General features: G+C 60.6%; 22 protein-coding genes and 1 tRNA gene. 12 read left to right on the top strand and 11 right to left on the bottom strand.

The features are described 5' to 3' along the window. Positions 1–56: 56 nt before the first annotated feature. Positions 57–1,925, top strand: a complete 1,869-nt coding sequence (locus KF691_08775; GenBank protein MBX3389534.1) for a hypothetical protein — start codon at positions 57–59, stop codon at positions 1,923–1,925. Here KF691_08775 and KF691_08780 read toward each other — a convergent pair. After that, positions 1,912–2,382 carry a GNAT family N-acetyltransferase gene (locus tag KF691_08780; GenBank protein MBX3389535.1) on the bottom strand — a complete coding sequence of 157 codons (471 nt, stop codon included), beginning with the start codon at positions 2,380–2,382 and terminating at the stop codon, positions 1,912–1,914. The genes KF691_08775 and KF691_08780 overlap by 14 nt on opposite strands. Positions 2,383–2,592: 210 nt before the next feature. After that, the gene (locus KF691_08785) at positions 2,593–3,198 is read right to left on the bottom strand and encodes a class I SAM-dependent methyltransferase (protein MBX3389536.1); all 606 of its coding nucleotides are present in this window, start codon (positions 3,196–3,198) and stop codon (positions 2,593–2,595) included. Positions 3,199–3,597: 399 nt separating this feature from the next. On the opposite strand from KF691_08785, the gene KF691_08790 reads away from it, so the two are divergent. Genes KF691_08790 through KF691_08800 form a run of 3 tightly spaced genes read left to right on the top strand, consistent with a single transcriptional unit; the run spans position 3,598 to position 5,302 of the window. Then, entirely contained in the window at positions 3,598–4,104 is a 507-nt protein-coding gene (locus tag KF691_08790) for an SRPBCC domain-containing protein (GenBank protein MBX3389537.1), read from the top strand. Between the two features lie 47 nt (positions 4,105–4,151). Continuing rightward, entirely contained in the window at positions 4,152–4,952 is an 801-nt protein-coding gene (locus KF691_08795; protein MBX3389538.1) for a DUF899 domain-containing protein, read from the top strand. A gap of 29 nt (positions 4,953–4,981) precedes the next feature. Continuing rightward, the gene (locus KF691_08800) at positions 4,982–5,302 is read left to right on the top strand and encodes a hypothetical protein (protein ID MBX3389539.1); all 321 of its coding nucleotides are present in this window, start codon (positions 4,982–4,984) and stop codon (positions 5,300–5,302) included. A gap of 158 nt (positions 5,303–5,460) precedes the next feature. On the opposite strand, the gene KF691_08805 is transcribed toward KF691_08800, so the two are convergent. Then, entirely contained in the window at positions 5,461–5,658 is a 198-nt protein-coding gene (locus KF691_08805) for a hypothetical protein (GenBank protein ID MBX3389540.1), read from the bottom strand. Positions 5,659–5,801: 143 nt separating this feature from the next. Here KF691_08805 and KF691_08810 point away from each other — a divergent pair, with 143 nt between their 5' ends. Further along, positions 5,802–6,323 (top strand): PD40 domain-containing protein, encoded by a 522-nt coding sequence (locus tag KF691_08810; protein MBX3389541.1) that lies wholly within the window; start codon positions 5,802–5,804, stop codon positions 6,321–6,323. A 243-nt stretch (positions 6,324–6,566) separates the two neighbouring features. On the opposite strand, the gene KF691_08815 is transcribed toward KF691_08810, so the two are convergent. Further along, positions 6,567–6,640, bottom strand: a tRNA-Pro gene (locus tag KF691_08815). 178 nt (positions 6,641–6,818) lie between these two features. Between KF691_08815 and KF691_08820 the strand changes: the two genes are divergently transcribed. After that, entirely contained in the window at positions 6,819–8,213 is a 1,395-nt protein-coding gene (locus tag KF691_08820; protein MBX3389542.1) for a dihydroorotase, read from the top strand. 9 nt (positions 8,214–8,222) lie between these two features. Here KF691_08820 and KF691_08825 read toward each other — a convergent pair whose 3' ends face one another. The 3 genes from KF691_08825 to KF691_08835 all read right to left on the bottom strand — a co-directional run bounded on the left by KF691_08825 (position 8,223) and on the right by KF691_08835 (position 12,745). Next, complete coding sequence (locus tag KF691_08825) at positions 8,223–9,530, bottom strand: CinA family nicotinamide mononucleotide deamidase-related protein (GenBank protein MBX3389543.1); 1,308 nt, start codon at positions 9,528–9,530, stop codon at positions 8,223–8,225. Between the two features lie 16 nt (positions 9,531–9,546). Then, positions 9,547–11,106: a pyruvate kinase gene (gene pyk / locus KF691_08830; GenBank protein MBX3389544.1), complete on the bottom strand. Its 1,560-nt coding sequence runs from the start codon at positions 11,104–11,106 to the stop codon at positions 9,547–9,549. Positions 11,107–11,179: 73 nt separating this feature from the next. After that, entirely contained in the window at positions 11,180–12,745 is a 1,566-nt protein-coding gene (locus KF691_08835) for an extracellular solute-binding protein (GenBank protein ID MBX3389545.1), read from the bottom strand. A gap of 63 nt (positions 12,746–12,808) precedes the next feature. Here KF691_08835 and KF691_08840 point away from each other — a divergent pair, with 63 nt between their 5' ends. Beyond that, complete coding sequence (locus tag KF691_08840) at positions 12,809–13,513, top strand: SDR family oxidoreductase (GenBank protein ID MBX3389546.1); 705 nt, start codon at positions 12,809–12,811, stop codon at positions 13,511–13,513. A gap of 13 nt (positions 13,514–13,526) precedes the next feature. Here the strand turns inward: KF691_08840 and aspS are convergent, their stop codons facing one another. Further along, the gene (gene aspS, locus KF691_08845) at positions 13,527–15,380 is read right to left on the bottom strand and encodes an aspartate--tRNA ligase (GenBank protein ID MBX3389547.1); all 1,854 of its coding nucleotides are present in this window, start codon (positions 15,378–15,380) and stop codon (positions 13,527–13,529) included. Positions 15,381–15,606: 226 nt separating this feature from the next. On the opposite strand from aspS, the gene crcB reads away from it, so the two are divergent. Both crcB and KF691_08855 read left to right on the top strand, forming a co-directional pair. Further along, the gene (gene crcB / locus KF691_08850; protein ID MBX3389548.1) at positions 15,607–16,005 is read left to right on the top strand and encodes a fluoride efflux transporter CrcB; all 399 of its coding nucleotides are present in this window, start codon (positions 15,607–15,609) and stop codon (positions 16,003–16,005) included. 2 nt (positions 16,006–16,007) lie between these two features. Then, complete coding sequence (locus KF691_08855) at positions 16,008–16,388, top strand: DUF190 domain-containing protein (protein ID MBX3389549.1); 381 nt, start codon at positions 16,008–16,010, stop codon at positions 16,386–16,388. A 1-nt stretch (position 16,389) separates the two neighbouring features. On the opposite strand, the gene KF691_08860 is transcribed toward KF691_08855, so the two are convergent. Both KF691_08860 and KF691_08865 read right to left on the bottom strand, forming a co-directional pair. Then, positions 16,390–17,685: a PP2C family protein-serine/threonine phosphatase gene (locus tag KF691_08860; protein ID MBX3389550.1), complete on the bottom strand. Its 1,296-nt coding sequence runs from the start codon at positions 17,683–17,685 to the stop codon at positions 16,390–16,392. Positions 17,686–17,721: 36 nt separating this feature from the next. Next, on the bottom strand, positions 17,722–18,762 hold the full coding sequence (locus tag KF691_08865) for a DUF2891 domain-containing protein (GenBank protein ID MBX3389551.1): 1,041 nt from the start codon (positions 18,760–18,762) through the stop codon (positions 17,722–17,724). A 159-nt stretch (positions 18,763–18,921) separates the two neighbouring features. Between KF691_08865 and KF691_08870 the strand changes: the two genes are divergently transcribed. Further along, positions 18,922–19,581: a DUF1579 domain-containing protein gene (locus tag KF691_08870; protein ID MBX3389552.1), complete on the top strand. Its 660-nt coding sequence runs from the start codon at positions 18,922–18,924 to the stop codon at positions 19,579–19,581. 107 nt (positions 19,582–19,688) lie between these two features. Here the strand turns inward: KF691_08870 and KF691_08875 are convergent, their stop codons facing one another. Beyond that, positions 19,689–21,422, bottom strand: a complete 1,734-nt coding sequence (locus tag KF691_08875) for a hypothetical protein (protein MBX3389553.1) — start codon at positions 21,420–21,422, stop codon at positions 19,689–19,691. A gap of 130 nt (positions 21,423–21,552) precedes the next feature. On the opposite strand from KF691_08875, the gene KF691_08880 reads away from it, so the two are divergent. Both KF691_08880 and KF691_08885 read left to right on the top strand, forming a co-directional pair. After that, complete coding sequence (locus tag KF691_08880; GenBank protein MBX3389554.1) at positions 21,553–22,776, top strand: aminopeptidase; 1,224 nt, start codon at positions 21,553–21,555, stop codon at positions 22,774–22,776. Then, positions 22,773–23,363: a malonic semialdehyde reductase gene (locus tag KF691_08885; protein MBX3389555.1), complete on the top strand. Its 591-nt coding sequence runs from the start codon at positions 22,773–22,775 to the stop codon at positions 23,361–23,363. The genes KF691_08880 and KF691_08885 overlap by 4 nt, the downstream gene beginning before the upstream one ends. The last annotated feature ends 124 nt before the right edge of the window (positions 23,364–23,487 follow it).

A 23,487-nucleotide genomic window follows, 5' to 3' on the forward strand; every position in this document is an offset into this window, starting at 1 on the left:
TGATTCGTTCGGACGTCGCTGTTATAAGCGGTCCAAGCTCACAAACGGAGGTGCCTATGCGACTCGCCGCGACGTTCATGACCGTCTCGCTGTTCGCCATCTCTTCAAACGCACTCGGCCAGATCACCGTTAGCCCAAATGTTTTCTATGACGCGCCGGACTTTGACGTGACCGACGGACAGATCGACGCCGACCCGATCGCTGCCGGGAACCAGATGACGTTGCGTGCGATCCTGATGCACGCCAACTTCAACGGAGGCAACTGGAAGATCATTCTTCCATCAGGCAACTTCAACCTCACCGTGCCGGGGGCGGGAGAGAATTCCGCGGCAGCGGGTGATCTCGACATCAACGGAATCACCGTCGAAATCATCGGCGCTCCCCCGCTTCCCGGCCCACCGACTGTCGTCGGGGGTTCAATGACCGGCGATCGAGTCTTTCATGTGCTTGGAGGCGGTCGGGCGACGTTTCGAAATCTGTTCATCGAATCCGCCAACAGCGTCGGAGGAGGAGGGCTGCGCCAGGAAAGCGGCACTGTCGTCACCATGGAAGGCGTCGAAGTCGGATTCTGCAGTGCGGTTGGTGCCGCAGGCGCCGACGGGGGCGGGATCCTGAGCTTTGGAGATCTCACCCTCACCGATACCAACGTGATCTTCAACAACTGCCAAGGCTCCGGCGGCGGAATCGAGTTTCAAGGAACCCGGCTCACCATGACCGGATGCAATATCAGCTCGAATACCTCGGGAGGCCGCGGCGGCGGACTCAACATCGGGACCCCGGGCCCGTTTGTCACGGCCTTCAAGACGTCGTTCATGGACAATCGCTCGGGTAACGCTGTCGGCGGCGGATCGGGTGGAGGAATCGCCAACCGCAGCGACCTTACCCTGACGGATTGTGTGATCGAGAACAACATGACCAGTCCCGGAGCATCTGGTGGAGGGATTGAGAACCGCGGGACGGTCAAGCTTCTCAACAGCACCGTGCGGCTGAACGGCGCGTTTCTGGGCGCAGGGATGCTCGTGGCGGGGCTTTCGTCCGCTTACGTGCAAGATTCCTTGATTGAATCGAACTTCTCCGACTCCGGCGGAGGCTTCTACAACGCCGGAACTCTCGAAGTCCGACATTCAACAATCTCGGGAAACCACGCCGTCGGACCGGTCCCGGGTTCGGGTGGCGGCGGCATTTATTCGTTCGCCACGCTCTATCTGGTCGACTCGACGATTTCGGGCAATATGGCCCCCGCTCAGACCGGCGGCGGGCTCCACAACGCTTCGAATGGTTTCGCTGAAATCAGTTCGTGCACCTTCCATCAGAACATCGCGAACGCCGGCGACAGCATCTCCAGCGGCGACATCGGATTCCTCCCGGTTGTGGTTGTCCGGAATTCGCTTCTGTCGAATTACCCGGCCGCTCCCGCCTCATCCAACTACACAGCGCCTTCCGGGCAAACGGTTCTTTCGCAGGGCTACAACCTCGATACGCAGGGAGCGTTCAGCCTTTCTCAACCATCTGACATTCATCCGACCGCTGGGGGAATGTTTATCAATCCGTACCTCGGCGCGCTTCAGAACAACGGCGGCCCCACACCGACGCATCGCCTGTATTTCAAGAGTGTCGCGATCGGTGCCGCCGATCCAAACGGGGTCGTCGACCACACCGGTTTGATTCTTCCGCTTGATCAGCGCTATTTCGTGCGGCCGAATGTGAACGTCGCCGACATCGGAGCGTATGAGGCCGGCTGCGACGCCGATCTATACCCGCCGGGGGGTGGCGACGGCGTTGTTGACGACTTCGACTTCGTCGAGTTCGCCAAGTACTACAACATTCTCGTCACCGCCGCTGCCGATTTCGACGGCGACGGAGATACGGACGACGATGACTTTGTCGCGTTCGCCGCGGCGTACAACCTGCTCATTTGCGAGTAGACGATTGTCCGGAGTTGTCGATCGGCTTGAAGAATCGAACGCTGGTTCGTCTGTATCCAAGATGTTCGTAAAAGGAGTGCGCGTCCTCGAGCGAATCGTTGCAGGTGATCTCGATGAGTCCGCAGCCCGCACCGGAGAGCCGGCGCTCCGCTTCTTCGACAAGCGAGCGCCCGATTCCGTGACCGCGCATTGTTTCGGAAACCACGAGCATGGTGACGCGTCCGACAGGCTTGGAACGGTGCAGCACGGGGGTGATGTGCGTTGTGGCGACTCCGGCGACCTTCGATTGAGATTCCGCGACGAGGCACGCGTTGGCAAAGCAAGAGTCCGCGAGCTTTGCCGAAAGCTGGGGCAGGCCGATCTGGAACCCAAGCTCGCCAATGAGTTCCGCAATGGACGGAGCATCCCCCGCTGTCCCGTTTCGGATGCTGAAACTTAATCTCGGCCTGGGCTCCATTCTGCTTTTAGCCTAGCGGCGGAGCAATCTCGTTGCTGTCGGACGAGTGCCGGTCCTTTCGACATGAATTGGAACTTCTTTGGCATGACGACACGAGCGGCCTGACCTTCAACGGCGCCCGGAAACGCCGTTCACGAAAGAACACTGGACCGCAAGCTCGGCGAACACTTCGCCTTCGAAGCCGCCGACGAGAATTGAACATCCATGGGTCTACTTCTTTTTTCGGGCCAGCACTTGAACGACCGACGCTTCGCCGGAGTGAAATTGCCCTTCGGTCACGTCTCGCACGATTGCGACCTGGCGTTCGATATTCATCCCCGAGAGTTCGTTCAAAATGGTGTCGAGAGGCGCGAGCAAGGAAGGGTCCTTCGGTCCTCCCGTGTTCCGCTGGATCTGATCGGGCGCGTACGCCTCGAGAATGAACACGCCTCCGGGCTTGAGCCAGCGCTGCGCGCGAGCGTGAACCTTTGCGCGAAGCGCGGCGGGCAAGTGAACGAAGATCGAACTGACCACGTCGAGCGAATTCGCTTCAACATCGAAGTCCTGCAGATCAATTGCCCGCGTGCGGAGATGCAGCCCCTTCTCTTTTGCGCGTCGCGCCGCTTTCTGCATTCCGACCTCGCTCTGGTCGACGGCCAGAACATCAAGGCCGAGCGAAGCAAGAAAGAGGGCGTTGCGTCCTTCCCCCGCGCCGATGTCGAGGGCCCGCCCCTTTCGAGGGAGCAAAGCGCCCATCTCACGGAGAAAAGAGTTCGCTTCCTCGCCGTAGACCAACTCGCTGGCGGCGTATCGCTCGTTCCAGAAAGCACTTGACATGGGCAAGCGTACCCCAGAGGAGGCGGGAACCAATTCTGCCATTCCCGACGAATCCACGCCGAGAGCATGATTTTCAAAGGGAACGGGAATTCGAACTTGACATATACTCGTATCGGAATATATTTGTGACGCGGCGGGTGTCTGCCGCAGACGGCGTCAGGCCTGCACCCGGTTTCTCGCCCGTCTCCGTCCGCTTCACGCCAGCCGCTCCGATCGAAGAGAATCAATTGTGAATCGGCTGAATGGCAGCACAATCGGTTTGGCGGCCGCGTGGCGAGAGGCTTACAGGATTTTCTGGCTTCACCAAGTCCAGAGAATCAAGGAACGCTCCGAAAAGTCCGCCGCTCAAGCGAAACAGATCCGCCCGATCAAACCCGGCAAATCACGAAAGGAATGACCATGCCGACCGCACCCGCGCAACTGTCCGATTCCATCGTCTCATCGAGCGACAATCAGCCCGTTCAATCTCTGGAAATCCGCAAGGAGACCTTCATTGAGGCGTCCCCGGAAATCACTTTCGGAACGATCCTGGAAGAACTCGGTCCGGGGAGCCAACTCCCGGATGGAACTCCATTCCCGATGAAGATCGAACCGTGGCCGGGCGGCCGCCTCTATCGGGACTTGGGAGAGACTGGCGGTCATAAGTACGGCCACCTCTGGGCGCACGTTCAGGTGATCAAGGCGCCCCTACTTCTCGAACTCATCGGGCCGATGCCCATGTCCTACCCGGCGATCAATCACGTCCAGTATCGGCTGAAGGCGGAGAACGGAGGGACGCGGTTGTCCTTTGTGCACCGCGCGATGGGATTGATCACGCCCGAGCACAAGAGCGGCATGCCGGAAGGCTGGCAAATGGCGATCGGGCGCATCAAGCAGGTTGCCGAACGCAAAGCCAAGTCCCGCTGATCCGTCACGGTCCCTGAACCTCTGCGCACAAGTAAGAAAGGAAACACATGAGCCCGCAAACTGCACAATCCGCCGCGGCCGATCCCTTCACCGGTCGTCGCATCGTCTCGCGCGACGAATGGCTCCGCGAGCGCATCACGCTACTGGCGGAAGAAAAAGAACTCACTCATCGTCGCGATGCCGTCGCTGACAAGGTCCGCAATCTGCCATGGGTGAAGGTGGACAAGTCGTATGTGTTTGATTCGCCACGCGGCAAGCGATCGCTCGCCGATCTTTTCGGTGACAAGCCCCAGCTCGTCGTCTACCACTTCATGTTCGACCCGACATGGACGCAGGGTTGTAAATCATGTTCATTCATCGCAGACCATTACAACGGGATCGTCGTGCACCTTGCACAGCGCGACATCTCATTCCTCACCGTTTCGAAAGCCCCGATCGACAAGATCGAGCAATTCCGAAAGCGAATGGGATGGACATTTCCATGGGTCTCCGGCGCGGACAACGACTTCGGCCGCGACTTCGGTGTGTCATTCACCGATGATGAGCTGACCGGCGGCAAGGCGACGTACAACTTCACCGACAAGCCCTATCCGATCCGCGAACTGCCCGGCTTGTCCGTTTTCATCAAGAACGATCGGAACGAAGTCTTCCACACGTATTCGTCGTTTGCTCGCGGCTTGGAAAATTTCCTGACCGCGTACCGGTTCATCGACGTCACTCCAAAGGGCCGTGACGAAGCACAGACCGGCGGCATGGGCTGGCTGCGTCATCACGATCGCTATGACGACACGGCCTTTGTCGATCCTTGGCTCGAGAGGCCCGGCATCACGTCTCCGCTCCCGCGCTGACCGATCCGCAATTTCACAAAGGGCAACGCATGAATTGCTGCACCAACGAAGCGCCCGTGGCGCCGGGTAACCCTGCGCGGGCGACGCACGTCGATCAGAGTTTTCCGCTGACGCGTACCTATTTCCGGCGCGCTCTGCGCACGATCGAATGGGTCGTTCCGGTCGCAACGCTTGCGCTGATCCCGAAGTGCCCGGGTTGTATCGCGGGATACGTGCTGCTGATTTCGGGAATCGGCCTTTCTCTTTCTGCCGCGACGGCGATTCGGTTCGGGTTGATCGGTTTCTGCATCGCGGCACTTGCGTACCTCACCTTTCGGACCCTACGCGGCGTATTGGCCGTGCGAGTTTGACCGATCGGTGCCAAAAACGACGATCCGAAGATGCAGGAATTTCGCTGGCGGCGATCGCAGCTATGAAGTCACTTCCGGCGTTTTCGTTTGGTGGCGGTTTTCCGACGCGGCACAGGGGGCTCCCACAATTCGACTCGATTACCTTCGCAATCTTTGATCTAGCCGAACTTTCCAAATTCGGAATCCTGGGTTTGCGGATCGACCCACACGCCTTCTTTCTTCAGCTGTGACAGCATCTTCCTTAAGTCGGCGACCCGGTAGTTGATCATGTGCCCCTGCTTGCCTGCCCCGAAGTACTTCGTGTCAGCTTTGAAAGCGCTCCAAACCGTCGCGCCGGTTTTTTTCGGGTTCTTCAATTCGCGCCACTCGAACTGGCACCCGTTCCACTGCCCGTCCCCGCACCGGCGCGGTCCTATTCAAGCATTGCAATATCGCCGGACGGTGAGCGATTGATTGCCACCCAGGAAAGCACCAGCCCGGACGATTTGGGTACTCAAGTGTGGATACAAGATTTGAAACGCAGACCACGACACGGCTCCCGGTCGAGGGCATGACGGACGGCATGATGTGGAGCAACGACGGGCGGCAGATCGCGTACAGCACTTTTACGAACAAAGAATTTTCGATCTGGGAGCGACCGGCGGTCCCGTCGGGCGGAGCCGCGAAGATGTTTGCGACCCCGATCGCTCAACAGCTGTTTGTGGCTCCGAGTGCGTGGTCACCCGACGGCAAGATCCTGGCGATCGTCCAGTCCGACATCAAGACCAACAAGAGTGATGTGCTGATGCTGGAGCAGGAACCGGACAGCACGGAGTGGAAATGCACACCATATTTGAACTCGCCGGTCGATGAACACGCGCTGCGGTTTTCGCCCGACGGCAAGTGGGTGGTGTTCTGCTCGGTTGAGTCCGGGCGTCACGAGCTATACGCGCAGCGCTTCACCGGCGCAGGGTCTGGCGCGAAGGACGCCGCGAGCGGGCGCGTGCAGATCTCGACGAGCGGACATGATGGCGGCGTCTGATGGTCATCTTGGAAGGGGAGAACGAGCGGGTAAGCCGCATCGACCTGATCGTCAACTTCCTGGAAGAGATTCGAGCGAAGATGGGCACGGCGAAGTAGCCGCAAAGCCGGACATGGTGGTGGCTCTCATGCCGGCGACCAGGATGCGAGTCGAGCCTCAAAATGGCGCGGGCGGTTGAGAAAGTTCAAACTTCCAAAAACAAAAGCCCCGCAAGTCCTTGGCCTGCGGGGCTTTATGCGTGAATCGGGGTGGCGGGATTTGAACCCACGACCTTTTGACCCCCAGTCAAACGCGCTACCAAGCTGCGCTACACCCCGCAATCTGCGGAGACGAGCATAGGCCGCGAACTGTCTGCGCGGCGACCTCGCGACAATGCTGCGCGAAACCCGCCATTTCTTGTGGAATCGGGAATAGTCGCACTCTCTGGGCAGCTGGCGATTTCGCGTTTTCTCCTCTGCTGCGCGCCCTCCTTTCAGTCTGTATCCTCACCACCGGATGCCGCCACAAACCGTCACGACAACCACGATCAAGAGTCGCCAGGACGCTCCCAAGAACACCGTCGCGCTCCGAGCCATGCCGGCCCAGCGATGTCTACTCATTCGCGGTGGCCGCGTCGTCGATCCCGCTTCGAAGACCGACAAAGTGTGCGATGTGCTTGTCGAAGGCGGCGTGATCCGCGCGATCGGGAAGAACCTCGATGCGCCATCGGGCGGGCTCGCGATCAATGCGACCGGTTTGCTCGTGACTCCGGGCCTGATCGATCCGCACGTTCACTTGCGAGAGCCGGGGCACGAGCACAAAGAAACCATTCAGAGCGGCACGAGCGCCGCGGTCGTTGGCGGATTCACAAGTGTCTGCTGCATGCCGAACACGAGCCCGGCGATCGACACGCCCGAACTTGTGCGATTTGTCTACGACCGCGCGAATCTGACGGCGCAGTGTCGCGTGTTTCCGGTCGCGGCCGGTACCAAGGGACGCAAAGGACTCGAAATCGCGGAGATTCTGCTCCTGCATCGCGCCGGGGCGGTCGCATTCAGCGACGACGGCGATTGCATCGCGTCGGCGCAGGTCATGTCGCGCGTCTTCGCCGCCATTAGCCAGACCGGCTCGACGTTCATGCAGCACTGCCAGGAACCGACCCTGACGCAGGGCGCGTCGATGCACGCCGGAACGGTTTCGGCTCGGCTCGGTTTGACGGGATGGCCGCGCATGGCCGAAGAGATCATCATCGAGCGAGATGTGCGCTTGCTGCGCCATTTGCGCTCCCCCTGCCGCTACCACGCGCAGCACATTTCAAGCGCCGGTTCGATCGACATCATCCGCCAGGCGCGTCGCGACGGTCTGCCGGTGACGGGCGAAGCATCGCCCCACCACTTGCTCCTGACCGACGACTTGTGCGACGGGTACAACACGCTCGCCAAGGTCAATCCGCCGCTTCGCGAAGCAATCGACGTCAACGCGCTGGTCGAGGGCGTTGCCGACGGAACAATCACGATTCTCGGCACGGATCACGCACCTCACTCCGCGGAAGAAAAGTCTCTTCCGTTTGAAGATGCGCCGATGGGAATCGTCGGGCTCGAGTGCGCGCTCCCGCTTTACGCGGAAGCTCTCGTGCATTCGGGCGCGATCTCCTGGCCGCGGCTGATCGCTCTTCTCACGGTCGAACCCGCAAGACTCTGCGGACTTGATGCGCTCGGCCTTGGTTCTCTGCAAAAGGACGCGCCCGCGGATATCACGATCATCGACCCGACCGCGAAATGGTCGATCGATCCGGCCAAGATGGTCGGCAAGAGCAAGAACACGCCGCTCGCGGGACGCAAACTCGTCGGCCGCGCTGTGGCGACGATCGTCGGCGGCGTGCTTGTTCACGAATGCGGCATCGACGCCTGACCAACGGCATCACTCCTGCCTGAGCAGGCGGACACCGCGCCGACCGCTGAGCGAGAGCCAGATCATCGCGAGTGCCGCGCGAGCCGACCACTCTCGGATGGCGGCACGATCGCCGGTAAACGCAAATCGCCTGATGTCCGGCTCCGCCTCGCGCGACGCGAGCGCGATGAACACCGTGCCGACCGGCTTTTGTTCCGTGCCCCCGGAGGGCCCCGCGACCCCGGTGATCGCAACCGCGTAGTCGGCGTTCGCTTCCGTCATGCCGCCGGTCGCCATCGCCAAAGCGACTTCGGCGCTCACTGCTCCCGGTGCGGGGGAATTGCCGGAATCCTTGAAGAGATTCGCCGATACCCCAACTTCACGGGTCTTGGTTTCGTTTGAATAGGTCACCCAACCGGCGCGAAACACGTCCGACGCCCCGGCGACGTCCGTGAGCTGCGACGCGACAAGGCCCCCGGTGCAACTCTCAACGATCGCAATTGTCTGGCCGCGCTCGCGCAGCGCTTGCACGATCACCGAAGCCAAAGTGTCGTCATCCGTACCGAAGACGGCCTCGCCGATTAGGGCCCGAATCGTGGCCTCGTCGCGCGCGACGAGTTTCTTGGCTTCGGCGTTCGACACGGGCCCCTCGTATCGGATTCGGCAGGACACAACGCTGTTGCTCGCGGTTGTGCCGACGAGCGGAATCCGATCGCGCGACATCAAATCTCCGCCCGGCGCATCGCGGAAGCGCAGCGCAATGTCCGACTCGCCAAGTCCGATCGTGTGAAGGACACGCACCAGAACAGTTCGCGACGGATCCGGTTTCAGTCTTGGAATCACCAGTCGCTCGAACATCGCCGCAAGCTCTCGGGGCGGGCCGGGAAGGCAGAACACATCGCATCTTCCGATACGCGAGCGGATTCCCGGGGCGGTCCCGAACAGATTGGGAAGAAACTCGGCCCGCGTCGGCCGCAGCGCCTGGACGCGGTTCAGTTCGTTCATCTGCCGCCCACGTGCGGAAAACCACGCCGCAATCTGCGCGAGCGCATCCGAATCTTCGAGGAGCGCGTCGCTCGATGCGTCCGCGAGGGCAAATCGCGTGAGATCGTCTTCCGTCGGTCCCAATCCGCCGGTACAGACAATCAGGTCCACACTCTCCGCGAGCCGCGCGAACGCCGCGGCAATTGCGTTGCGATCATCCGGCAGCGAGGCGTGTTCGACCGGCACGATCCCAAGATCGAGAAGCCTTGCCGCGATCCACTTGCTGTTGGTGTCGAGCGTCTGCCCGATGACTATTTCGTCGCCCTGAGAAATGATCGCAGCCTTCCGATGCATGTGCAAACTCTATCAATCACACGTGCTTGTGCGATCGAAGCCCCGCCTCGTCATCCCCCACCTTGTGCACGGCAACGAGATTGACCGACTTCGCGACGCCGAGAGGTCTGCCGCAGACGATGACGATCGAGTCTCCCTGGCGGGCAATTCCTCGCGACACGAGGAATCGATCGATTTGCTCGTTCCACTGCGCCAAGGGCGAAGGCGCGTCTGGCGTCTTCAGGCAGACCGCGGTGACCGATCGAAGGATGGCCATCCGGCGGCACGCGCGGTGCGAAGACGAGTACGCGATGATCGGAATATCGAAATCGTTCTGCGAGAGATAACGCGCCGTTCCGCCGGCTTGCGACCAGCAAACAACGGCCTTCGCGCCGACGTCGCGAGCAATCTGCCACGCACCGTGTGCCAGCGCCGCGGTCTGATACTTGCTCTGAATGAGGTGATGCGGGGCGTCGTGATGCTGGATCGCAAACGACATCCGCGTTTCGGCGGCGGAGGCGATCCGACGCATTGTCTCCACCACAACAACCGGCCACTTTCCAGTCGCCGTCTCGGCTGAGAGCATCACGGCGTCCGCCCCGTCGAAGACCGCGTTCGCCACGTCGCTTGCTTCCGCTCGCGTCGGGGAAGGGCTCTCGATCATCGACTCGAGCATCTGCGTCGCGACGATGACCGGCTTTCCCCACGCGTGCGCTTCCGCGATGAGCTGCTTCTGAACGACGGGCACCTGGGCGATATCCATCTCGACGCCGAGGTCGCCACGCGCCGCCATGATCCCGTCGGCTGCCTCAACGATCGCCCGAATGTTCTCGACCGCCTGCGGCTTTTCGATCTTGGCGATTACCGGAATACTGGCCGACTCACCTTTCAGGTCCGCGTATCGCGTGACGGGGCAGATGCTCTGCAGGCGCTCCTTCAATTCCAGCACTTCCGCGGCTGTGCGCACGAAGCTGAGCGCGAGGAAATCGAGTTGATTCTCGACCGCCCACGAAACACACTCCCAATCCCGGTCGGTGATCGCGGGCGCCGAGACCGCGCTCTGCGGCAGATTGATGCCCTTGCCGCTTGTGATCAGCCCGCCGCCGCCGAGTGTGACCGTGCAGCGCAGCTCGCCGTCGCGTTCGCGCGGAAGCGCGAGCAAGCGGATCGCACCGTCGTTGATCAGCACCTTGTGACCGGGCTCGACCTCACGCACAATTGCCGGGTAGGTGGTCGGGAAAGCCGCGATCGGTTCGCCCGCCCCGGATTTCTCAACCCTCGCGATCTCAAGATCGTTTCGAAAAACCACCGTTTGACCGGGTTCGACGGAAATCCCGGGCGGCTCGACTTTGCCGACGCGGATCTTGGGTCCCTGCAAATCCCCGAGGCACGCGATGGGCCGATCGAGTTCCGCCGAAGTTTGGCGCACGGTGTCGAGCCGGCGCTCGTGTGCCGCGAAATCACCGTGCGAGAAGTTGAAGCGGAAGATCGCGACTCCGGCTTCGATCAGCTTGCGCACCACGGGAGGAGAATCGCTTCCCGGCCCGATCGTTGCGACAATCTTGGTGAATGCGGTTGGAGTAGTTGGCGGAATCATCGGCCGGAATTGAACGATCAACGGAGCATGATTTTCGGGCGAGGCGCCACAAGTTTCACATGAATAGAGCCGCTCACAACTGTTCCTTCGCGCGAGCCTGTTCGAAGAGCCGCACGACTTCGAGATACCGCTGTTGGAAAAACTTGGTGTAGGCGATTTCCGCGCGCCTCTGGGCTCCTGGGCCCTTCCACGTATTCCGCACGGCCTGGAATGTCTCAGGAGTAAATGGGATCTCCTTGCCGTCCGCTCCCAGCGTGGTAGGCCATGCGTAGAAAGTCTTCTCCATCTCCGCGAGCACGGTCTTTGGGAAGGAAGAATCACCGCGAGCTTCGTTGATCGCTTTCCACGCGGCTCGTTGCTCTTCGGAATTGTCGATCGCAAACGCACCCATCATCACGCCGATCGCAGATCGCCAGCCTGCTGGTTTCACCGAAGACGCCAACTCGTACGGATTGACTTGATCGATCAGATACTTCCAGTATTTCTCGTACATGATCCGCCGGATCGGCATGCGACGAAGCTCGTAGTGCTTCGGCCCGAGCTTGACACCGTCCAGAACAGGTGAGTCCGCATTCTGCGTCCGGAAATTCCAGAGAGACTGCCCTTCGATCGAGAGCACAAATTCGACGAATCGCTTCGCCATTTCCGGATTGGGTCCGCCGCGCAGAATCGAAACCGGATCAGCATCAATGGATGCCGTTCCTTTCGGATCGATGTATCCGACACGGACCTGCGACGGATCTTCTCCCGATCGCGCGATCGCCTGCGCTTGGCTGCGTCCGTAAAAATCGATGGCGAGGCCGATCGCGCCCTCTCCGAGGCTGATGTCAATCGGCGGCTTCGTCGACGAATTGGTGAAATAGCGGGCGTTCGCGCACATCTCCCGCAGGAGGCGCCAACCCTTTTCCCAACCGTAGTTGCTCAGAACAGCATCAAATGCGGTCGAGATTGATCCTGATTGCCGCGGGTCCGCGAGCGCGACCATTCCCTGAAGCTTTGGATTCGCGAGATCTTCGAACGATGTCGGATCTTTCAACCCGAATCGCGAAAGCAGATCGCGGTTAAACACGATTCCGAATCCCGAAAGGGCGTTCCCGATCCAGTATTGATCCGGGTCGTAGAGAAGCGCCGAGCCGATCTCGTTCCTGCCGAACCACTCGTCGAGCTGCGCCTGCGTGAACCCCGCAGGCACCGACATCGGGATGTTCTTGGAAACCTGTTTCCCGTCCTTCTCAACCTTCACGATCACGCCTTCGCCGGATTTCAGGCGCCCGTGGTCGAACGAGCCGCCACCGAACACGAGGTCGTAGTCGATCGTCCCCGGTTTGCACGATCCGTCCGGCGCGATCGCGCCGCTATTGATTGCCGCGGTGTACTGACTTTGCAGCAGCTTGATGATCTCGCTTGTCCCGAGCGGTCCGCGCCAGTCGATCGAGACCGGCGTTCCGTACTTTCGCTGGTGCCACGCCTCGAATGCGGGGCCAAACTCCGCCGAGATCTGGGTCACGTGCGGCGTGATGATGATCAGCCGCGGCCCATCCTTCGCCGGCACCGACGAGCCGCCGGCCGGTCGCAGCAAAAACGGCACGCCGATGATCAGCAGGAACGCGGCAAGTAGTGGCACAATTCGGAGACTCACGGAGGAAGTCTACCGTGATTCGACTCGACCAAGGAGGATCGGTCCTCTTCCGGAGGCAGTTGCATGAGCGAGCATGGCAAGAAAGTCGCGATCTTGACCGGGGCGGGCTCCGGAATCGGCCTGGAAACAGCTCGAATTCTGCACGCAGCGGGATTCCGGCTCATGCTGGTGGGCCGCGATCGAAGAAAGCTCGAAGCAACGGCAGAAGAGTGTCCCGACGCCGCGATTCATTCGGCCGACATGGCGAATAGCAATGCCGTCGAGGGAATGATCGCCGACGCGGCGACCCGGTTTGGGCGGATCGATGTTCTCATCAACAACGCCGGCTGGACACTTTTGAAACCCATCTCCGAACACTCTGCAGAGGACATTGATCACATCTTTCGGCTCAACGCCATCGGTCCGTGCGTCGCGATCGCTCGCGCAATCCCGCACATCGTCGCCTCGGGAGGGGGCTGCATCGTCAACGTCGCGTCAATGGCCGTGGTCAACCCATTCCCGGGCTTGTTCGCCTACGCCGCGGCAAAGGCGAGCATGTCGCTCATGGTCAAGTCCATCGTGAACGAAGAAGGCAGACACGGAGTTCGCGCGTTCGCGATCGCGCCCGGCGCCGTTGAGACTCCCCTTCTCCGGAGTCTCTTCGCCGAGCACACCCTGCCTCGTCGTCGCGCGCTCGCGCCGGAAACGGTAGCCAATGTGATTCTCGAATGCATTCAAGGAAAGCGGGACGCCGAGAATGGCGGGACCATTCTCTTGCCCAGCCCTTGATTCGCCGGTGAAATCAGCCGGGCTTCACAAAGGTGCTGGCGACATGCAAGTCCTTGAGCTGCTGAGGCGTCACGGCCGACGGCGTCTTGGTCATGAGGTCGGCGCCGGTCTGCGTTTTGGGGAACGCGATGACATCGCGGATGTTGTCCGTGCCGACAAAGTTCATGATGAGCCGATCGAATCCGAACGCGATTCCGGCGTGAGGCGGTGCACCGAACTGAAGCGCCTTGAGCAGGAAAGAGAATTTTTCCTGCGCCTGCGCGGGCGACATGCCCAGCAGTTGGAAAACCTTGCTCTGCACTGCGCCATCATGAATGCGCACGCTGCCGCCCGCGATCTCCTGGCCGTTCAGCACGATGTCATAACCCGCCGACACGATCGACTCGATCGTGACCTCGTCGTCCACATCCGCCTTGACGAATGCCTCGGCCTGGTCGTCGCGCGGTCCCGTGAACGGGTGGTGCATCGCGATCCACTTCCCCGTTTCCTTGTTCTTCTCGAACATCGGGAAGTCGATGACGATGAGGAAATTCCACGGACCGCCCTCGGCGCCCGGCTTGGGCACCATGCCCATATCCCGAGCGACCTTCTGACGAAGTTCGCCGATCGCCTTCGTCGCCACCGCATACGTATCGGCAAGGAAGAACACGGTGTCGCCGGGCTGCATGCCCAGTGCCGCGACGAGTTCGGCCTTGATCGGCTCGACGAACTTGGCAATGCCGGTTTCAAGCGCGCCCTGCGCGTTCATCTTGACCACGGCAGCGCCGCCGGCACCGAACCCCTTGACGAACTCGGTGTAGCCGTCGGTGATTTTGCGCGTCAGTTTCTCCGCGCCGCCGGGCACGCGCAACGCCTTGACAACACCTCTGCCGCTGTTGAACTTCGGGCGGTCCGCGCCCTTCGCGAGTGCATCCTTGAAGACGCCGAAGTCGGCCTTTGCCGCGACCTCGGAAATGTCCTTGATCTTGAGGTCGTAGCGCGTGTCCGGCCGATCGATCCCATAGTCCTCCATCGCCTCGCGATAGGGCATGCGACGGATCGGCGGCACGTCGTAATTGCACATCTCTTTCCAGAGACGCCGCACAAAACCTTCCATCATCTCCATCACGTGCTCGCGCCGAACAAACGACATCTCGAGGTCGATCTGCGTGAACTCGGCTTGACGGTCGGCGCGCGGGTCCTCGTCGCGGAAGCAGCGGCAGATCTGCAAATAGCGATCCGCTCCCGCCACCATCAGGATCTGCTTGAAGAGCTGCGGGCTCTGCGGCAGCGCGTACCACTCGCCCGGCTGGTGCCGGCTCGGCACGAGGAATTCGCGCGCGCCCTCCGGCGTGCTCTTGTACAGAATCGGCGTCTCGATTTCGAGAAACCCGTTTTCGTAGAAGTAGTCGCGCGTGACTTTGAGAGCCTTGGCGCGCGTGCCGAGGATGTGCTGCATCTTCGGACGCCGCAGATCGATGTAGCGATGCTCGAGGCGAAGTTCCTCGTTCGGCAGCTTGCCGCCCTGCGGGTTGTCGTCGGGAAGAAAAGGGGGCGTCTCGGCTTTGTTCAGAACCTCGAGCTCGTCGACGACGACCTCGATTTTGCCGGTGGCGAGCTTCGGGTTCTCGCCGCCCGTGCGGATGCGCACCTTGCCCTTCGCGGCAACCACGTACTCGTGGCGCAGCTTGTCCGCCGCGTCCAGGATCGCTTTGTGCGAATCCTCGCCATCGAAGACGAGCTGAGTGAGACCGAAGCGGTCGCGAAGATCGACGAAGACTAGCCCGGTGCCGTGGCCCCGGTACGAATGAACCCAGCCGTTCAGTGTGACGGTCTGACCGACATCAGAATCGCGGAGTTGGCCGCATGTGTGCGTGCGACGGAGCATGAGATCCCTTTTCAAAAATGGACGGCGACTATAGGAAAGTCCGGCGCGCGGAATCGCCTCTCGAGATGATCTCACGCCACTCGATCGCCGATTGGTTGTCTAACATCTGATGGCGATGGAGTCCGCCGCTCGCTCCGCGAGAAACCGGCGCCCGCGAAGGGCCGACCTGATGACTCCTACTCAACTGGTTGCGGGCTTTCCGCACGCGGTTTGCGTAGGAGTTTTCGTGGCCGTCAATGTTCTTCTCAATTCCTCGCTCGTCTTCCTCGGCGCTGGCGCAGGAGGGTTGCTCCGCTACTGGATCGGCGCTGCCGTTCAGAACTGGTGGGGATCGACTTTTCCGATCGGCACCCTCCTCGTCAATGTTTCAGGGTGTCTCGCGATGGGGTTTTTCGCGACAGCGTGGATGGGGCCGGTGCTCGTGCGCGAGGAATGCCGGATCGCGATTCTGATCGGAGTGCTCGGCGGCTACACCACATTCTCGACCTTCGGCCGCGAGACGCTCGAACTCATCTCCCGGGGCGAGTGGATTCGCGCCGGCGCGTATGTACTGGCGAGCGTGTTTGTGAGTCTTGTCGCGGTTTGGGCGGGCGCCGTCGCGGCGCACAAGATCTATGGAGCCTGAGAATGGGAACTCCCCTCGCACACGGAATCTTTCATCCGCCGGCTCCTGCCCGGCGGCTCACGATCTACATCGGCGAGTCCGATCGGTGGCACGGGAAACCCCTGTACGAGGAGATCGTTCTCAAGGCGAGAGAATTGCACCTCGCCGGCGCAACAGTTCTGCGGGGGCCGATGGGATTCGGAGCGGACAGCCGCATCCACACAACAAAGATTCTGCGCTTGAGCGAAGATCTTCCGATTGTCGTGCAGATCGTCGACAGCGCCGCAAACGTGTCGCTCCTGCTCGCGGAGCTTGAGGGCATGGTCAGCGGGGGGCTTGTGACGGTGGAGGACGTGGGCGTCGCAATCTACAGCCCATCCGCAAAGTCTTCCGGCCGGGTTTGACTTACTTCGTTCGGCGGATCGCGACAAGAGTCTGATCGTCCGTCGGTGCGGTTCCGGCACGGAATCTGGTGACTTCTTCTTGAATTCGTGCGACGCATTCTTCCGCGGAGTCCTTCGCGTGGCGGATCAGCAACTCATCAAGCCGCGCTTCGCCGAAGAGCTCTCTCGCACCTTCCCGATTCGGCGGCGCCATTGCTTCGGTGATTCCGTCGGTGTACAGAAGCAGCAAATCGCCCGGCTTGATCATCGCGGTTGCTTCCGGATACGACTGATCTTCCAGAATGCCCAGCGGCAGACCGCCCGCTTCATTCAACTCCAGAATCCGGCCGTCGCGCAGCAGCCGCGGCGGATTGTGCCCGGCCGAGGAATACACAAACTTTCCGCTCGCCGGATCGAGTGTCGCGTAGAAACCGGTCACGAACGAACCCAGCGGCGTGTACGACTTCGCGAGATGTGAATTCAGATGGCCCAGCACTTCCGTCACCGGCTTCGGCGAGCCCGGTCGAGTGTGCGCGATCGCGTGCGTGATCGCCATCAGAACCGCCGCCGGAGTTCCGTGTCCCGAGACGTCGGCGATGAAGACTCCCCACTCCTTCTCACCGATGGGGAAAAAGTCGTAGTAATCGCCGCCCGCGCGGGCGCTCGTCTGGTACCACGCCGCGATGTCGAAGCCGTCGATCCGAGGGAGCTCCTTCGGGAGCAGCGACCGCTGGATTTCGCCGACTGCCTGCAACTCTCGATCCAGATTCGCAAGCGCAAGCGCGAGCTGATTGCGGAGCACGAGATTCTGCGTGCCGCGCCCGAACAAGCCCGCCTGCCAGTGCATCATCGGCAGCATCGATTCATCGAATTCCTCACCCGGCGCGAGCAGCGAAATCCCGATGTTCAATCCCTTCCCGTCTTCATACTGCGGCAGCGCGATCAGCGTGTGAAATCCCTCGAGATAGAACCAGGCCGGATCGTCCTTCGCAAGCCGCTTGTCCAAGTCCGTGATGACAAGCGGCTTGTCCGCATAGGCCACTTCGCCGAGAATGCCGCCCGACAACACCGGCAACTTCTCGCGCTGCGTCCACGGATTGAAGTGCTCGGTAAACCGCGATGACCGGGTAATCAGGTACTTCGGAGGATCGACGCCGCGCCGAGAGAGCGAGAGGTAATGGTCCATCGGCCAGAGTTCACCGACGCCGTCCCAATAGACCTCCACCATCTGATTCGGGTCGGTGATGCCCGAAACAGACTTCATGGTCTTGTCGATGATCTCGAGTTCTTCGCGCCACGGACGCCGACGTTGAAGCATGGCCAATGGTATCGGCGAGGGCCCCGGCGCTGTCCGCTACGCCGGCTCCGTCAGCGCGAGCATCGCGAACGTCGCGAGCCAGTGCTCACCCATGTAGTCGCCGGTGACGTGCGGCAGCGCGGCATCGAGGTGAGTCTGGTACGCCTTGGTCGCAAGTTCCCGCCGCGGATCGCCTTCGGGAAGCGTCTCGCCGATTGCCCGCCAGCACCACGCGCGGCTGAGGTTGAGCCCGTCGAGGTGCGTGATCTGGCCATCGGTCCTGTCGCTGACAAACGCGGGAGTGAAGAGCGTTCGAGGTTCCTCATTGCGGAGATCGGGCAAAAAGCGAGCGAACCAAGGGAGAAACTCTTCCCGGGGCAGCACGCGGCGCATGCACTCGGCTTCGACCAAACACGGCGAAAGAAAGTCCGAACCGTCCGGCTCCCATGCCGGATAGTGTGCGTCCGCGCCGTACCACTGTCGCGCCTTCCCGATGAACGCATCCGCCAACTCGTGATTTTTCGCGGCGCGAGCATAATCGAGGCTGATCGCCAAGGCGAATGCTGTGTTCGTGTGTGTGCCGACCCGAATCGGGTAGGTCGCCTTCGGCAGAAACGCGAGGAATCGCTGAACAAATGCCTCAGTCAGCGGCGCAAGTGCTTGACTCCACCTCAATAGACATTCCGAAGTGCTCGGATCAATACCGGGCGCCGCAGGCGACTTCAGTTCTGCCGCCAGCTTGAGGAGCCATCCCCAGCCGTACGGACGCTCGAATGTGGCGCGGAGCGGCTGCGAGAGATACTCGGCCTCCTTCGCAACATTGTCGGTGGAGAAGCGCTCATCAAGCAAGCCGCGCAGCTCGCGCGCCTGCGAGAGCCCTGGATACAGCCGCAGCGCGCGGATCAACAGCCAGTGCCCGTGCACGCAGGAGTGCCAGTCGAAAGAGCCGTAGAAAATCGGGTGAAGCTCGCGCGGACCCTTGACCTCCGCGGCGTTGTTCATCACGTGGTCGAGCTTGTTCGGATACTCGCGCCCGATGTGATTCAAGACGACGGCGACAAAGTGATCGATCACGTCCTCGGCGCTTCGTGTTCTCATCTGCGCATGCTATCCGCAGATGAAACCGGCCCAATCCTTTGTTTTTTTGGCCGAATCGCGAGTTTCGGGGCAGACCCGAACACTTGTTGTACACTGAATCAAGTGTCACGCATTCCGCCTCGGGTGGCGGATCGGCGTGACCTTTTCAGGAGTCGACCAATGAGCAAACAAACGGTCATCGTGGCAATGGGAATCTCAGTCGTCGGGCTTCTCGCGGCGGTCGGCTCGATCGCCATGGGAGATCCTTCCAAGGACATGAAGCCCGCCGGTCAGCCAATGGACATGCAGCTCCCGCCGGGCTGGACGCCGCAGGACATGCAGGCATGCATGGAAGCCGGTACTCCGGGCGAACAGCACAAGGTCTTGGCGTCGGGCGCCGGAAAGTGGAACGGAAAGAACCAGATGTGGATGGCGCCCGACACGCCGCCGATGGCGAGCGAGTGCGTGGCCACGATCACGCCCATCATGGACGGTCGCTACACCAAGTGTGAAATCACCGGCGATATGCCCGGCATGGGACCTTTCACAGGCTTCGGCATCTACGGCTTCGACAACGTGAGCAAGCAGTATGTTTCTTCGTGGATCGACAACATGAGCACGGGCATGCTCCAGGGAACGGGCGAACTCTCTGAGAACGGGAAGGTCCTGACCTGGAACTACACGTACAACTGCCCCATCACCAAGAAGCAGACGCCGATGCGCGAAGTCGAGACCATCACGGGACCGAATTCCAAGACACTCGAAATGTGGGGGATCGATCCCAAGAGCGGCAAGGAATTCAAAATGATGAAGATCGATTTCACTCGTCAGTCGTCGTAAACATTTTACCGGCAAACGTAGCGATCGCGCACAGAGTGATCGCGTGAAACCAGCCCGCGCCCGAGCGCGGGTTTTCTTTGCTGTCGTCTCGCTCGCGCAAGTGTTCGCTAGTCGATCACGGCTTTTCTATCGTACACAACCGGCTCGCCTTGATCATTGATCACATGGCAGATGCCGCTGTCGGCATGCCCGTTCAAGCGGATCGTGACCAAGTGGCGCATCTTGATTCCCGGGCCGGTCGGTGTTTCGATCGCGGTGTCCGCAATGATCGGCGCCCGCCAGAATACGCAGTAGACCCCGAGCCCCCACGCCTCGTGCGTGGTCACATGATCCGCAACTTTGTACGAAGCAAAGCCGTTCACGCCATCGTGCATCCATGCTTCCTGATACGGCGGGTCGTACGGCATCTCGGATTGATAGAAGAAAACGCGTCCTCCGTTTCCGTTCCACACCGTCTGGTATTCCTGGCAGTGTTCGACGAACAGACCGTACATCGTCACATCATCACCGCGGACGATGAGGCCGTTCTGATTCTCGTTGACGTTCCACTTCGCGCCCGCGCCATGGTCGGCGCGCCACAGCCACAAGTTGTCCCCCACCACGTTGTGGCTATTGATCGTGACAAAACTCCACGCCGAGCCGATTGAAGCGCCGCCGGCGCGGCAGAAGACATCAAACAAAAACACCGGGTCCGCGGCATGGTAAAGAGACGAATCGGGATCACCGACCTCAAGCAGTGTTGGCGAAGGCGCTTCCCCCGCGTCGATCAGGATGCCGGATATCAGAACTCCGTTGACGTCGGCCACCGTCATCGCCGGTTGAGCGCGCTCCGGGATTAGGGTGGGATATCCCAGACCCAGCACCACCGTCCCCGGCGAGGAGACGCGGATCGGGGTATCGATTCTGTAAATGCCCGGTGTGAGAAGCAGATGCTTGCCCGAAGCAAGCGCCACGTTGATCGAGCTTGAGTTGTCTCGATCGGATTTCGCGATGTAAAAGTGCTCGATCGCAATCGGGGTGCCGCGCGGCGAATCTGATTCCCACGTCGTTCCGACAGTTTCGTGCCGAAGCGGCGGGACCATGACGAAATAGCGGCTGCCTTCAACAAATAGGTACGGCTTCTCGCGCTCGATCGGCGCTCGGTCAATCACCGTGAATGGCTTTTCGGGCCACTCGCCGGCCGGCGGATTTTCGCAGCCGACGAAAACCATGTTCCAATTGCCGCCGGACCATTGTCCCCAATTGCAGTTGCGCGAAGACCACTGCTGCTGAGAACCGGAAGTGACCTCGCCGTCGATCTTGCAATCGGCAAGGACGCCGCCGCTCGACCAGCCGTGATCGGCAAGAACCAGGTCGCCTTTCACGTGCACGCGGCGCATGGACGCGCCCTGCGATACGGCCCACATATTCGGAGTTTCAATCTGGGTCGGTGCGATCGCGAGATTCTCGACGCACCGCCAGAAATTGCAGGTCGCGTTGCCCTTCATCCACTTCGCATTCGTTCGCACCGCGCCGTTGATCTCGACATCGTCGGGCGTCGCGCCCAGACCTGCGACATGCGTATAGAAACCCACCTGCATGTCGAGGTCGTATTTCCCCGGCTTGAAGAGAAGCGCGTAGCGATCTGTTCCGAACTGACTCTTCTCCTGGCGCGCAAAGACCGCATCGACGTGCTTCTGCACATCCGGCATCGATGGATCGAAGACAAAGACATTGGGACCGAAGTCCGGATGGGCGCTTGTCGGACCTTCGAGCGGCGCTCGATGCGTCTGGCACCCGGCCAGCGCGCCGAGCCCGACGATCAGAATTGGCGGCAATATGTTCGAAATGCGAATCTGCATGAGTCGGCGCTCTGCCTTGCTGCCAGAGTAAGGCAGAAACCGCCGGCTGTTTTGACGCGATCAATAGAATCTGCTCCGTTACAAATCCGGCGTGCAGTTTCATGGCACAAGCAATCTGTAGAATCGGTCCATGCGAGATCCGCTTCTCGACAAGCTCGCGCGCGTGCTTGTGCATCACTGCGCACGAGTAGAGCCCAACGACCTCGTCACGATCGTCGGCGACACCGGATGCTCGGAAGCCGTCGAAGCTGTGTTCGAAGAAGCATTGCGTGCCGGCGCGCACCCGAGCTTTCATGTTCGGAGCGATGCGCTTCACGAACTCCTTTTGAGATACGGCACCGAGGTACAACTGCGACACATCTGCCCGTTCGAGGATTTCAGACTCGAGCACTGCGACGTGCTCATTTTTCTCAAACAGCCGCGGAACACGCGATCACCGGGTCGGATCGATGCCGCAAACGCGGTGCTCGCCCAAGCGGCCCGCCGCGGTCTCATCGCCAAATCGCTGAGACGTGCCGCGGAAGATCGTATGCGGTACGTGCTCACCGAGATTCCCGGCCATGCCGCGGCACAAGACGCGGAAATGTCGCTCGAGCAATACGCCGATCGCGTGTATCGCGCCGGATTTCTTCATTTGCCCGATCCGCTTCAGGAGTGGCGCCGTTTGCACGCATGCCAGCAATCACTCTGCGATTTTCTGTCCAAGAAGAGTCACCTCCGCTTTCGCGTCCCAGCTTCGGCGATTGGCGGCCGATTGGAAGGAACCGATCTGACGGTCGATGTTTCGAGCCGCGCGTGGGTCAATTGCGCCGGGGGCGAGAATTTTCCCGACGGGGAAGTCTTCAGCGGTCCACGCGATGTGAATGGCGTTGTGACTTTCAATTTTCCGGCGGTGCACCGTGGCAAAGAAATGGACGGCATTCGCCTGCGCTTCAGGGACGGCCGAGTGGTCGAGGCAAGCGCCACGACGAGCCAAGACCACTTGCTCAAATTGCTCGACATGGACGAAGGATCTCGCAACGCGGGCGAAATCGGAATCGGCACCAATTATCAATTGACCGAGATCTGGAAGAACGCGTTCTTCGACGAAAAGATCGGCGGCACTTTTCACATCGCGCTCGGCGCCGGCTACCCAGAAACCGGCAATACAAACCAGTCCGGCCTGCACTGGGATCTGGTCTGCGATCTCCGAAACGGCGGAACGATCGAAGCCGACGGCGAAGTCATTCAGCGCGACGGCAGATTTCTCAATCCTGGTTTTCCGCGTGCCGACGGACCAGCGCGACACAGCAACTTGGGAAGCGACTCGATTGGCGGCATATTTTTGCGGTTGACTCACGGGAGACTTTCATGAGCACGCTGAACGAGGAAGGACTCGATCTCATCTTTCGCAAAGCCCGCACGCACAACGGGTGGCAGCAGCGCGCCGTGGACGACGAGTTGCTGAAGCGGGTTTACGACCTCGCGAAAATGGGGCCGACGTCCGCCAACATGTCTCCGATGCGGATCATCTTCGTCAAGACCAAGGAAGGAAAAGAACGGCTGCGCCCGGCGCTCGATGCGGGCAACGTTGAGAAGACGATGGCGGCGCCGGCGACCGCGATCATCGGAATGGATATCCACTTCTATCAGCACCTGCCGCGGCTGTTCAAAGCGAAGGACCTTTCGTCGGTTTTTCAGGCAATGCCGGAGCCGTCGCTCGAATCGATCGCGCTGCGGAACTCCTCGCTTCAGGGCGCGTATTTCATTCTTGCGGCGCGTTCACTCGGGCTCGATTGCGGCCCGATGTCCGGATTTGATCCCGCGAAGGTGGACGCGGAGTTCTTCAAGGGCACCGCGGTGAAATCGAACTTTCTGTGCAATCTCGGATACGGTGATCCATCAAAGCTCTATCCGCGCGGTGATCGGCTGGCATTCAACGAAGCATGCACGATTGTCTAGCAGGCTGTTGAAATTCTGATTGTGCCTACTGCGCCGACGCATTGCAGACAACTTTCTGGCCCTCAGACCCGGGTCGCGAGGGTAGATGGCGGTTCGAAATTGCGACTGGTTGGAGTTTTTCAAC

It is taken from the genome of Phycisphaeraceae bacterium (genome assembly GCA_019636555.1).
Lineage (GTDB): Bacteria > Planctomycetota > Phycisphaerae > Phycisphaerales > UBA1924 > JAFEBO01.

Bases quoted from the DNA above. Each gene is read 5' to 3' on its own strand.
- KF691_08790 (MBX3389537.1), top strand. From the start codon at position 3,598: ATGCCGACCGCACCCGCGCAACTGTCCGATTCCATCGTCTCATCGAGC.
- KF691_08885 (MBX3389555.1), top strand. From the start codon at position 22,773: ATGAGCACGCTGAACGAGGAAGGACTCGATCTCATCTTTCGCAAAGCC.
- KF691_08875 (MBX3389553.1), bottom strand. From the start codon at position 21,422: ATGCAGATTCGCATTTCGAACATATTGCCGCCAATTCTGATCGTCGGG.
- KF691_08855 (MBX3389549.1), top strand. From the start codon at position 16,008: ATGGGAACTCCCCTCGCACACGGAATCTTTCATCCGCCGGCTCCTGCC.
- KF691_08775 (MBX3389534.1), top strand. From the start codon at position 57: ATGCGACTCGCCGCGACGTTCATGACCGTCTCGCTGTTCGCCATCTCT.
- KF691_08785 (MBX3389536.1), bottom strand. From the start codon at position 3,198: ATGTCAAGTGCTTTCTGGAACGAGCGATACGCCGCCAGCGAGTTGGTC.
- KF691_08795 (MBX3389538.1), top strand. From the start codon at position 4,152: ATGAGCCCGCAAACTGCACAATCCGCCGCGGCCGATCCCTTCACCGGT.
- KF691_08860 (MBX3389550.1), bottom strand. From the start codon at position 17,685: ATGCTTCAACGTCGGCGTCCGTGGCGCGAAGAACTCGAGATCATCGAC.
- KF691_08865 (MBX3389551.1), bottom strand. From the start codon at position 18,762: ATGAGAACACGAAGCGCCGAGGACGTGATCGATCACTTTGTCGCCGTC.
- KF691_08870 (MBX3389552.1), top strand. From the start codon at position 18,922: ATGAGCAAACAAACGGTCATCGTGGCAATGGGAATCTCAGTCGTCGGG.
- KF691_08825 (MBX3389543.1), bottom strand. From the start codon at position 9,530: ATGCATCGGAAGGCTGCGATCATTTCTCAGGGCGACGAAATAGTCATC.
- KF691_08800 (MBX3389539.1), top strand. From the start codon at position 4,982: ATGAATTGCTGCACCAACGAAGCGCCCGTGGCGCCGGGTAACCCTGCG.
- KF691_08820 (MBX3389542.1), top strand. From the start codon at position 6,819: ATGCCGCCACAAACCGTCACGACAACCACGATCAAGAGTCGCCAGGAC.
- pyk (MBX3389544.1), bottom strand. From the start codon at position 11,106: ATGATTCCGCCAACTACTCCAACCGCATTCACCAAGATTGTCGCAACG.
- KF691_08880 (MBX3389554.1), top strand. From the start codon at position 21,553: ATGCGAGATCCGCTTCTCGACAAGCTCGCGCGCGTGCTTGTGCATCAC.
- aspS (MBX3389547.1), bottom strand. From the start codon at position 15,380: ATGCTCCGTCGCACGCACACATGCGGCCAACTCCGCGATTCTGATGTC.
- KF691_08780 (MBX3389535.1), bottom strand. From the start codon at position 2,382: ATGGAGCCCAGGCCGAGATTAAGTTTCAGCATCCGAAACGGGACAGCG.
- KF691_08840 (MBX3389546.1), top strand. From the start codon at position 12,809: ATGAGCGAGCATGGCAAGAAAGTCGCGATCTTGACCGGGGCGGGCTCC.